The sequence below is a fragment of the Hymenobacter agri genome, assembly GCF_054778495.1.
Map to the genome: position 1 here is coordinate 21,384 of NZ_BAAGZM010000003.1, position 10,709 is coordinate 32,092.

Below are 10,709 nucleotides of genomic sequence, written 5' to 3' on the forward strand. Positions count from 1 at the left end.
TCAAGTTGAGATTCTTTTAAACCAGCAACAGCTTCTGATATGAGCGAGATACCGGAAGGGTGGACAGATGACATGACGGTTCCACTTCCTCCGAATCATACCGTAGAGGGCATTACCGATTTTGTGATTCAGCAGGCGCTTCAAGGCACCCCTGATGATGAAAATGAGAGCGAGTTGATTTCCGGATTTGGTTTCTCTTCAGACGATGCAGCGCTGATACGGGACCGGGTGTTCGGTGGAATTATGCGAGCTGCAACGGGCAATGAGGCCAACCGACCTGATTTGAAGAAAGACCCTTTTGCTCACACCAGCTTTGAACTGGCCTTGCAGAACTCAGCCATAATTGCGGGCATATATCCTCAATTCGCGCCGAAGCCTAATCGGCATTGATGTGAAATCTGGTAGCCTTTTCAAACCCAACCAAGCCCCGGTTCTAACCAGAATCGGGGCTTGTCGCTTTATCAGGCGTCTAGCATTGAGAGGACGGATTGCCACGTTCCGCTGCGCTTCACTCTCAATGACAGATGCCCCCGTTCTTTGCACCACCTATGACCCCAGCCGACTTCCCCGCTAACATCACCGCCGCTCTGGCGCAGCTCAGCTACGGCGAGCAGCCCGATACCCTCTACGCCCCCATCCGCTACATCATGGGATTGGGCGGCAAACGCATCCGGCCGCTGCTCACGCTGCTCGGCGCCCACCTCTTCACCGATGAGCTCAGCGGCATTCTGAAGCCCGCCCTGGCCACCGAAGTCTTCCACAACTTCACCCTGCTCCATGACGACCTGATGGACCAGGCACCCCTGCGCCGCGGCCAGGCCACCGTGCACGAAAAGTGGAACCCCAACGTCGCCATTCTCTCCGGCGACGTGATGCTGGTGCGCGCCTACGAGCTGTTCCTCGACGTGCCGCCCGCGCTTCTCCCGCGCATCCTCGCCCGCTTCAGCCAGACGGCCGCGGAGGTATGCGAAGGCCAGCAATGGGACATGAATTTTGAGACCGAGCCTCAGGTCAGCATTGCCCAATACCTGGACATGATTCGCCTGAAAACGGCCGTCCTCCTCGGCTTCTGCCTGGAGCTGGGGGCCCGCCTGGCCGGCGCTTCGGAAGGAGATGCCGAGCACTTGCGCCAGTTCGGTACCGACATCGGCCTGGCCTTCCAGCTGCGCGACGACCTGCTCGACGTGTACGGCGACGCTGCCACCTTTGGCAAGCGCGTGGGCGGCGACATCATCTCCGACAAGAAAACCTTCCTCCTGCTCTCGGCTCAGGCCCAGGCCAGCCCCGCCCAGCAGGCCATCCTGGCCCGGCACATCGGCCAGCCCGTGGCCGACGCCGACGCCAAGGTGCAGGACGTGCGCGCCATCTACGACGAGCTCGAAATTCGCCCCCAGACGGAGGCGCTCATCAATTCCTACTTCCAAGATGCGCTGCAGCATCTGGAGCGCGTAGCTGCGCCAAAAGAGCGTAAGCAGCCCCTACACCAGCTCGCACTCCAGCTCATGGACCGCGAAAGCTAGTGCAAGCTGCTGCCAGCAGTTTCGTTTTTACCCGGCATTTATACCTCCGGCGGGCTACAGTCCGCACCGCTTTGCTATGCTCAATCCCATCCTGATTCTCGTTGGCCTCACGGTCCTCGTTTCCGCTTACGCCTGGTCCAACCACGACCTCATGGAGTCCTGGATACTGCGGCCCTACCGCATGGCCCGCGACAATAGCCAGTGGTACCGCTTCCTCACCTCCGGCTTCCTGCACGCCGACTGGGGCCACCTGCTCTTCAACATGATTGCCTTCTACTCGTTCGGGCAGTTGGTGCTGGCCGTGCTGGTGAACGGCACCGACGCGCCCGGCCTCGACGGCTTTGGTGCGGTGGGCGGCATCTGGCGCTTCTTGCTGCTCTACCTAGGCGGCATCGTGGTGTCGGATATTCCCACCTATTTCCGCCACCGCGACGACCGCGACTACGGCAGCCTCGGCGCCTCGGGCGGGGTAGCCTCGGTGCTTTTCGCCGGAGTCATCTTCTCGCCCCTGAATAAAATATACATGATGTTCATTCCGGTGGGTATCCCCGGTTTCATCTTCGGCTTCCTCTACCTGGCTTATTCTTACTACCAGGGCCGTCGCCGGGGCGATAACATCAACCACGATGCCCACTTCTACGGGGCCATCTACGGCGTGGTGCTCACGCTGCTGTTCATGCCGGCTGCCGGCATCGAGTTTGTGCGGCAAATCAGCGGGTTTATTGGTTTAAGATAATGATAATCAGTAGATTAATATTAAAAAATCTTATTTTTTATATCTTATTCTGAAATCCTTGCGTAAGGGAGCCAAAATCAATCTTTCACCTTTGCTCCCCTGTCATGCAAACCCTTCGTCACTACGCTTCGCGCCTGCCGCTGGCAGCGCTTCTGCTTCCCCTCACGCTGCTGGCCACTTCCTGCAGCCGCTTCAATGCCGACGGTAGCCTCGCTACCTGGGGCTACGTGCTGCTGGCCCTCGACATCCTGGCTATGCTCGACGTATTCCGCCAGCCCTGGACTATTGGCAAAAAGCTGCTGTGGGCCGTTATCATCTTCATCTTCCCCCTGGGCGGCCTCATCATCTACTACCTCTTCGCCGGTCGCGGTAAGTCTAACACGGGTATTGTGTAATACCTCCCGCACGAGCTATGTAAACGCAAAAGAGCCCCGACCATTTGGTTGGGGCTCTTTTCATGCAGGGGTATAAAGATTGTTAGTTCAGCAGCCGTTTCTTCTCCAGTCTCGCCACACCGCGTAGCAGCTCGGCACTGTTCGTAATCTGGGTGAGCTGCCAGTGGTCGCCCAGCCGGCGCATCTTCACTTCCACTACCATCGTGGTGTCGTAGCGCGGCTGCGTTACCTCCAGGCCCACCAAGGCATTGTCGCCTTCCTCGCGGGTGTACTTCACACCCTTGAACTCGCTGTCGGGGCTCACTACTTTGCTGGCAAGGCCGGTTAGCGAGACGTTTACCAAGCGCTTGGGTGCGGCCGCTGCCGCAGCTTCCAGCGAGCCCGTTTCTACGTAGCGCTGCACTTCGTTGTGAGCTGCTTTCGAGAGGGCAGGTTTCAGCAGGCGTATTGCGCCACCCATCACCAGGCTACCGCCCGGCAGCAACGAAGTCAGCGCCGAGCTCTGCTGCGTCACGTCATCCACCAGGTGGCTGGTCACGCTGTTCACATCCACGTATTTCTCGAAGGTGGCCATATCGTGCGTCTGCACGGCCGCCGCGGCCGCTACCAGCGAGCCACTCGGTCCGCCCTTCAGCGTACGGTAGTAATAATAGCCTCCGCCCATCAGGGCCAGTAGCAACACAAAAAGCAGCAGTTTTTTCATGAAAGTCGATTGAAGAATGAAGGGGCAAAATTACCGCATATCGCAGGCTTCGCGATAGCGCCCGCCCACGAATCCGGTCCCGGCAAACTCGCCGACGCGTAACGATTTTCTCACCGCCTTGAGTAGGCTTACAAATGGCCGATTCAGGCGTTTTCCTGCACACTACGCCTCCTACACCATTTAACTCGTTTGATTGGCCATGCGCTGCATAATCCTCGTCGCAGCGCTGTTTTTTGCATCACTTAGTATCTGTGCCTATGCCTGCCAATTCCCCTGAATTTCCCGAAGTACACGGCCATCGCGGCTGTCGCGGCCTGCTTCCCGAAAATACGATTCCGGCCTTTCTCCACGCCCTCACCTTAGGGGTTGATGTGTTAGAATTGGACGTCGTTATTTCGGCCGACCGTCAGGTAGTGGTTTCGCACGAGCCTTGGCTCAATCCGCTCATCTGCCGCGGCCCCCACGGCGAAACGCTGCCCAGCACTTCCGTTTCGCTCCACAACCTTTACCACATGCCGTATGCGGTAATCGCGCAATGCAATTGTGGCCTCCCTCATCCCGACTTTCCCGAACAGGCTGCCCAGCCCGCGTGCAAGCCGTTGCTACGCGACACGCTGGCCGCCACCGAAGCACATGCCGCCCGTCAGCGGCCCAATGCAGCGGTTGGCTATTCCGTCGAGATAAAATCGCTGCCCGAGGGCGATGATATTTACCACCCAGCCCCCGCTGAATTTCTTCCCTTGGTACTGGCCGAACTCGACCGCGCCGACGTTGCCGCCCGCACCACGTTGCTCAGCTTCGACCCGCGCATTCTCCAACTGGCGCATCAGTTGCGGCCCGAGCTTCGCACCTGCCTGTTGGTCGAGCCCGAGCAGGAGTGGTTCTCAAGTTTGCAAGCGCTGGGCTTTGAGCCTGCCACCTTCGGGCCTAATCATCGCACCGTAACATCCGCGGCGGTCATCAAGCTACGCTCCCTCTATCCGGGCATTCGTCTTGTACCTTGGACTGTAAACGAACCCGTCGATTTTCATCGGCTGCTGGCAATAGGAGTGGAGGGCATCACTACTGACTACCCTAACCGCCTGCTATCCCTGTTGCATACCCCACAATTCTAGCATAAAACCCCGTAGCTGGTATCTGTGGGCTTTTTCACTCGTAGTACAAGCCGTCGCAGATACTTGTGAAATGAACGACCTTGTAACGTTTATTATATGCAATTCTACACGTTACAATTAATCAGTTTACAATGTTACACGTGTAATTTGAATGTTCAATGCACACATTTGTTGTACATATTATTCGGACAAATTTGTTTTGCGTACAGCTGTTGTACATATTTGCATCAGCGTTACGCTAAGCCTTATTCTATGCCACATCAGGGCGAAATCCTTCAGGAAGCCATCAAAAACAGCGGTATTTCCATTACGCGCATCGTCGATGAGCTGGGTATTACGCGTCCTACTATTTACCGTAAATTCAAAGAAGAAACAATTGATTACAGCTTTGTAAAGAAGGTTGGTGAAATTATCAATCATGATTTTTCTGATGATTTTACAACGTTACAACAATCTGCTATTTCATTTGTAACGACACCTGTTCGTAACACTACGCCCGCGCCTGTTACACATCGTGTAACACCTGCTCAATCAACTGAGAATGACCCCTCACGTCAGCTTTTATTACTCCAAGCAAAGTATATAGCCCTACTAGAAGCCTACAATGAGCTTCTGCTAAAAGTGTACGGGCCCAAGTGACATTACTGTTCCACGTGAAACATTTTTGTTCGCATGAACGCCTGTATAAAAAAAGCCTAGCCTGTAACCGCCAAGTATCGATGACTTGCAGCTAAGGTTTAACAACGCCTAAAATATTGAATAAGCTAAGCAAGACGCAGAACCACTAAATCCGCCTGAGTTGGGTAAACATCAGGCATGAAAAAAATAAGGCGACGCATCGCCACAGCTACTAGAACTGCACAGAACATTTCCCGTCGAGTGTGATTTACCAGGAGTGCATGGCCATTGGTTCCCGTGTTGCGAGCGTGAGGTAATTCAGTAGCCCCTAGCCCCCAAATTTCTCTAGAAAAAATAGTGCGAGCAGAGCGTCGACGATAGCCTGGACAAACACCCGAAAGTGGTTTTAAGCTCACGTAAAAAATCTGCGAAATCGAAAGGGCCGAAGGATGTAGTGGAAGCGTCTACAGGAAGATGACTTCTTTAACAACTACCTCTCCAACCTCCGCGTTGATGAGCTCCGCCACGCGGGTCTTCGCCATCAAAAGTTCATGCTTAAGCGGGGCTGAACTGAGCCGAACGAATAGGCGCCCTTTATTCACGTACACCTCCTGGGTTTTCAAAGCGACAGCTTTCCCCATCACCCGCTCCCAACTCGAGACTACCGTCACCTCGTTGAGTTTGCCTTGCAGGCGGTAGGCGCGCACCAGTGCTTCAAGACCTTCTTTGAGCGGAATGATGTCGCCGGAGCGGGTGGGAGCGGAAGGTTTTTTCACAGGAAACTAGCTTACGGCCTCAGCAGCGGAAGCTGCCGGCCAGGGCTGCAAAGGTACGCCCGAGGCCAGCCGGAATGGGTACGTAGCTTAGCTAGACTGCCGATACCGTACCGCTCTGTACCCGGAACCGACGGATGGGGATGGTGACGCGAGCTAAAGCCTGGTCGGTGCGCTCCAGGTTGGTGTCCGTCAGGAAAACCTGGCCGAAAGTTTCGTTGGCCACCAACTCCAGCAGGCGGGCAATGCGTTTGTCGTCAAGCCGGTCGAAGATGTCATCGAGCAGTAGCAGGGGCTTGTGCTGCTGCTTGGCGGCCAGCAACTCGAACTGGGCCAGCTTGAGCGCAATGGCGAATGACTTTTGCTGGCCCTGCGAGGCGTGTGACTTCACCGGCATTTCTTCCATTAGAAATACGAAGTCGTCGCGGTGCGAGCCGGTGGTGCTGCGCTGCAGCACGAAGTCGCGGCGCTCATTGGCGCGGAGCAACTGGGCGAAGTCGGCATCGAGCAACTGGCTCTTATAGGTGAGTGTAACGTGCTCGCGCCCGTCGGCGAGCTGCTGGTAGTGCTGCTGAAAGATGGGCACGTATTCAGCCAGGAACGCGGCCCGTCGCTGCGTAATTTGCTGACCTAAGGGTGCCAACTGCTCATCGAGCGCCAACAGGTATTCGCGGTCAAAGCCGTGCGTACCCACGCCCTGCTTCAGCACGGCGTTGCGCTGGCGCAGCAGGGCGTTGTAGGAGATAAGCTGCTCCAGAAACTCGTGGTCGAGCTGGGCCATCAAGCTGTCGAAATACTTGCGGCGCTCCTCGCTGCCCTGGCGAATGAGGTCGGTATCGTAAGGCGAGATAAGTACGGCGGGGTAGCGGCCGATGTGGTCGGCCATGCGCTCGTAGGGTTGCTTATCGTGCGTAACGGTCTTTTTCTGACCCTGACGCAGGCTTACCTGAATAACTTCTTGACTCTTAGGTAAATCAATTGAGAATGTACCTTTAACTACAAAGAAATCAGCTCCTTGCTTGATGCAGAGCGAATCGGTGGCCGAAATAGCGCTTTTGGTGAGCGAGAGGTAGTGGATGGCGTCGAGCAAATTGGTTTTGCCGCTGCCGTTATCGCCGATGAAGCAGTTGAGGCCAGGGGAAAGGTGCAGGGCCGCGTCGTCGTAATTTTTAAAAAAAAGCAGCTGGAGGGAGTCAAGAGTCATAAGGTGCGGATTTGCCAGCAGTTTTACGTAATTTCGCCCTCCCAACGCGAATTATTTCTTTCCTTAAACGTGCTATGGCGGATACGAAAGTAAAAGCTGCTTCTAAAAAACCAGCCGCCTCGAAGGCGACCAACGGCGCTGCTCCGAAGGCGGCCGCCAAAGGAAAGAGCAACGGTGTAGCCACCGTGGCCCAGCCCGACCCCGTGATGCCCGGCACCGACCGCGCCACGGCCAAGGCTTCGGGCAAAGCCGCTCCGGCCCAACCCGCCGCCACCTTCCCGAAGGAGACCTACCTCACCTGGTATGAGCAAATGCAGCTCATGCGCAAGTTTGAGGACAAGGCCGGCCAACTCTACGGCCAGCAAAAAATCAAAGGATTCTGCCACCTCTATATCGGCCAGGAGGCCTGCGTAGCCGGGGCCGTGTCGGCGCTGGAGAAAGGTGATAAGTATATCACGGCTTACCGCGACCACGCCCACCCGCTGGCGCTGGGCACCTCGCCCAATGCCGTGATGGCCGAGCTGTTTGCCAAAGCCACCGGCTGCTCGAAAGGCAAGGGCGGCTCGATGCATATGTTCGACAAGGAAGTTGGTTTCATGGGCGGCCACGGCATCGTGGGCGGCCAAGTGCCGATGGGCGCAGGCATTGCCTTCGCCGAGAAGTATAACAAGACCGGCAAGCTCTGCATCTGCTACATGGGCGATGGTGCCGTGCGCCAGGGTGCCTTGCACGAAGCGTTCAACATGGCCATGCTGTGGAAGCTGCCGGTGATTTTCGTAATTGAGAACAACGGCTACGCCATGGGCACGTCGGTGCAGCGCACCTCGAACGTGACGGACCTGTACAAGATTGGCCTGAGCTACGACATGCCCTCCGAGCCGGTGAACGGCATGCGCGTGGAAGACGTGCACGAGGCCGTGGCCCGCGCTGCCGAGCGTGCCCGCGCCGGTGAAGGCCCCACGCTGCTCGAGTTCAAAACCTACCGCTACAAGGGCCACTCGATGAGCGACCCCGCCAAGTACCGCACCAAGGAAGAGCTGGAAGACTACCGCATGCGCGATGCCATCGAAGGCGTGCGCCACACGATTCTAGAGAGCAAGTTTGCCACGGAAGAGGACCTGGCGGCAATCGATGAGCGCATCAAGGCGCAGGTGCAGGAGTCGGTTGACTTCGCCGAGAATTCGCCTTACCCCACGCCCGACGAACTGTTCAAGGACGTGTATGTGCAGGCCGACTACCCATATATTCACGATTAGTCGCAGAAAGCTGTTCGCTGTCAGCCATTAGCTGTTAGCTTTGCAGGGTACGAATAATCTGATTTTAATAATAGCTAGCAGCTGACAGCTATTCGCTAGCAGCTCACTTAGTATGTCGAAGATTCCTTACACTGGCAAAAGCCAGCAGGCACAGCAAGCCCGTCAAGGGCAGCAACCCACCGAGAACGTGCCGGTCGACCCGCTGGCCCCAGCCGAAAACCTCGCGCCCGAGAACCCGCTGCTCGAAGACCCGGACGCCCTGGCTGCCCGCTTGGCCGAAACCGAGGACTTCGTGCGCAGCAACCGCAACCTGCTGCTGGGTGTGCTGGCGGTGGTGGTGCTGGCCGTGGTAGGTGCGTTCGGCTTCTACACCTGGCGCAACCAGCAAGACCAAAAGGCGCAGGCCAGCATGTTCCGCGCCGTGAATAACTGGGAGGCCGACTCGCTGACCAAAGCCATTAAAGGTGATGGCAAAGCTCCCGGCCTCGTGACGGTAGCTAACGAGTACGGCAACACCAAGGCCGGCAACCTGGCCAATTTCTACGCCGGCGTGGCTTCGCTAAAAAAAGGCGACTACAAAGCCGCCCTCGACTACCTCGAAGATTTCAGCTCGGACGACTACTTGGTGCAGAGCCGTGCCTACGCCCTGATGGGTGACGCGCAGCTGGAGCTGGGCAAAGCTAAGGAAGCTGCCGACCTCTACGCCAAAGCCGCCGACCACAACGCCAACGAATACTTCTCGCCCGGCTACCTGCTGAAGGAAGCCACCGCCCGCGAAGTAGCCAAGGATGACGAAGGTGCCCTGAAGGCCTACGACCGCATCATCAACGAGTACCCGACTTCGCAGGAAGTAGCCGAGGCTCGCCAGTACAAGGCCAAGCTGGAGAAGTAAGCTCCCGCCAAGCACCGGCCAATGTTTTTGAGAATTGCGCTTCTCCGTCTGGGGAAGCGCAATTTTTTTGCGGCAATCTCACGGCGGGCGATACCGGCCGAATTCACTAAGCAAGCGGGCCCGGCAGTAGCTTTGTGCGGTGCGCGCGTTGCGCCGCCCTCCGGGGCGCTTACCTGACCAGCAACTTCTCATGGCAACTTCCCTGCAAAACCTGAGCGACTACGACGCTTCTTCCTTTATCAACATCAGCGAAAAGAAATTCGGGCTGGTGGTGGCCGACTGGAACCGCGACATTACCGATGTGCTCAGCGCCGGGGCTTACGACACCCTGCTCAAGCACGGAGCCGTGGCCGACAATATTTTCCGCAACACCGTGCCCGGTAGCTTCGAGCTGACGCTGGGCGCGCAGTTTCTGGCCCAGCACGATGAGATTGACGCCGTGATTTGCCTGGGCGTCGTGATTCAGGGTGAAACCAAGCACGACGACTACATCTGCCACGCCGTGGCCCAGGGCATCACGCAGGTAGGCTTAAAGTTCAACAAACCCGTTATTTTCGGGCTGGTGACGACCAACACCCTAGAGCAAGCCTGGGACCGGGCCGGCGGCAAGCACGGCAATAAGGGCGTGGAAGCCGCGGTGGCTGCCATTCAGATGCTGGGCTTTTAGCCAGCGGAGGAAAAGCGCCCCGTACGGCGTAACTTTGCGCCCGCAAAATCAAGCGTGTAGTGGCTTCGGGCCGCCGCCCGGGTGCTGCTGCAACGGCCAAACTATTTAGCTTCGCTAGGCGTTGGGCTGCTTACTAATCCGCAATTCTTCACATTTCTCAGTAGTTCTCTTTTCTAATGAACGACGACAACATTCGCTACTCGCGGGAGGACTTAAATGAGTTCGACCAGATTATTCAGGAAAAACTGACGGCGGCCCGCAAGGAGTTGTCGTTCATCAAGGAAACCCTGAACCGCAGCAACGACTCGGGCACTGACACCACTGCTTCGTCGGCCAAGGTGCTGGAAGACGGTGCCGACACGGCCGAGAAGGAGAGCATGAACCAGCTGGCCTCGCGCCAGATGAAGTTCATTCAGCAGCTCGAAAACGCCCAAATTCGCATCAAGAACGGTACCTACGGCGTGTGCATCGGCACGGGCAAGCTCATTCCGAAGGAGCGCCTGCGCGCAGTGCCCCACACCCAGCACTCCATCGAAGCCAAAATGGCCCGCCGCGACTAAGCGGTAGCCACTCCTCATACCTCGGTACCGGCAAGCCGGTGGTCAGAATGTTTTTGACAGCAGCGTTGTTGTCGGCCTCTGGCTACCGGCTTTCCGGTACCGACTTGTTTTAACTAAACCAGTACCGTAGCGATACGGCACGCAAATTTTCTCCCCATGGGCAAGAAACACTTCTCCGACAACAACAGCGCGGACCGTCGCGGCGGCCGCAACACCGGCGGTCCCGGCGGCTTCGGCAACAGCGCCAGCCGCGGCGGGAATGAGCGCAGC

At 57.0% G+C, this 10,709-nt stretch carries 13 protein-coding genes; 10 read left to right on the plus strand and 3 right to left on the minus strand.

Annotated elements, in window-relative coordinates:
* The first annotated feature begins 39 nt into the window (after positions 1-39).
* The 4 genes from ACYVDE_RS00590 (at position 40) to ACYVDE_RS00605 (ending at position 2,651) form a co-directional block, all read left to right on the plus strand.
* On the plus strand, positions 40-390 hold the full coding sequence (locus ACYVDE_RS00590) for a hypothetical protein (protein WP_460499532.1): 351 nt from the start codon (positions 40-42) through the stop codon (positions 388-390).
* Between the two features lie 158 nt (positions 391-548).
* Positions 549-1,520, plus strand: a complete 972-nt coding sequence (locus ACYVDE_RS00595; protein ID WP_460499533.1) for a polyprenyl synthetase family protein — start codon at positions 549-551, stop codon at positions 1,518-1,520.
* A 76-nt stretch (positions 1,521-1,596) separates the two neighbouring features.
* Positions 1,597-2,256, plus strand: coding sequence for a rhomboid family intramembrane serine protease (locus tag ACYVDE_RS00600; protein WP_460499534.1), 660 nt, complete (start codon positions 1,597-1,599; stop codon positions 2,254-2,256).
* A 104-nt stretch (positions 2,257-2,360) separates the two neighbouring features.
* A complete protein-coding gene (locus tag ACYVDE_RS00605) occupies positions 2,361-2,651 on the plus strand; it encodes a PLD nuclease N-terminal domain-containing protein (RefSeq protein WP_460499535.1) in 291 nt (96 codons plus the stop codon).
* An 82-nt stretch (positions 2,652-2,733) separates the two neighbouring features.
* On the opposite strand, the gene ACYVDE_RS00610 is transcribed toward ACYVDE_RS00605, so the two are convergent.
* Positions 2,734-3,354 carry a hypothetical protein gene (locus tag ACYVDE_RS00610; RefSeq protein WP_460499536.1) on the minus strand — a complete coding sequence of 207 codons (621 nt, stop codon included), beginning with the start codon at positions 3,352-3,354 and terminating at the stop codon, positions 2,734-2,736.
* Positions 3,355-3,611: 257 nt separating this feature from the next.
* Between ACYVDE_RS00610 and ACYVDE_RS00615 the strand changes: the two genes are divergently transcribed.
* Both ACYVDE_RS00615 and ACYVDE_RS00620 read left to right on the plus strand, forming a co-directional pair.
* The gene (locus tag ACYVDE_RS00615) at positions 3,612-4,469 is read left to right on the plus strand and encodes a glycerophosphodiester phosphodiesterase family protein (RefSeq protein WP_460499537.1); all 858 of its coding nucleotides are present in this window, start codon (positions 3,612-3,614) and stop codon (positions 4,467-4,469) included.
* Positions 4,470-4,691: 222 nt separating this feature from the next.
* The gene (locus tag ACYVDE_RS00620) at positions 4,692-5,108 is read left to right on the plus strand and encodes a helix-turn-helix domain-containing protein (RefSeq protein ID WP_460499538.1); all 417 of its coding nucleotides are present in this window, start codon (positions 4,692-4,694) and stop codon (positions 5,106-5,108) included.
* Between the two features lie 443 nt (positions 5,109-5,551).
* Here the strand turns inward: ACYVDE_RS00620 and ACYVDE_RS00625 are convergent, their stop codons facing one another.
* On the minus strand, positions 5,552-5,863 hold the full coding sequence (locus tag ACYVDE_RS00625) for a DciA family protein (protein WP_354583964.1): 312 nt from the start codon (positions 5,861-5,863) through the stop codon (positions 5,552-5,554).
* A 91-nt stretch (positions 5,864-5,954) separates the two neighbouring features.
* Positions 5,955-7,064 (minus strand): DNA replication/repair protein RecF, encoded by a 1,110-nt coding sequence (gene recF / locus ACYVDE_RS00630; protein ID WP_460499539.1) that lies wholly within the window; start codon positions 7,062-7,064, stop codon positions 5,955-5,957.
* 206 nt (positions 7,065-7,270) lie between these two features.
* Between recF and pdhA the strand changes: the two genes are divergently transcribed.
* The 4 genes from pdhA (at position 7,271) to ACYVDE_RS00650 (ending at position 10,439) form a co-directional block, all read left to right on the plus strand.
* Complete coding sequence (gene pdhA / locus ACYVDE_RS00635; RefSeq protein ID WP_460499543.1) at positions 7,271-8,320, plus strand: pyruvate dehydrogenase (acetyl-transferring) E1 component subunit alpha; 1,050 nt, start codon at positions 7,271-7,273, stop codon at positions 8,318-8,320.
* 112 nt (positions 8,321-8,432) lie between these two features.
* Positions 8,433-9,212 (plus strand): tetratricopeptide repeat protein, encoded by a 780-nt coding sequence (locus ACYVDE_RS00640; RefSeq protein ID WP_460499540.1) that lies wholly within the window; start codon positions 8,433-8,435, stop codon positions 9,210-9,212.
* A gap of 190 nt (positions 9,213-9,402) precedes the next feature.
* Positions 9,403-9,879, plus strand: a complete 477-nt coding sequence (gene ribH, locus ACYVDE_RS00645) for a 6,7-dimethyl-8-ribityllumazine synthase (RefSeq protein WP_460499541.1) — start codon at positions 9,403-9,405, stop codon at positions 9,877-9,879.
* A 176-nt stretch (positions 9,880-10,055) separates the two neighbouring features.
* The gene (locus tag ACYVDE_RS00650; RefSeq protein WP_460499542.1) at positions 10,056-10,439 is read left to right on the plus strand and encodes a TraR/DksA family transcriptional regulator; all 384 of its coding nucleotides are present in this window, start codon (positions 10,056-10,058) and stop codon (positions 10,437-10,439) included.
* Positions 10,440-10,709: the final 270 nt, after the last annotated feature.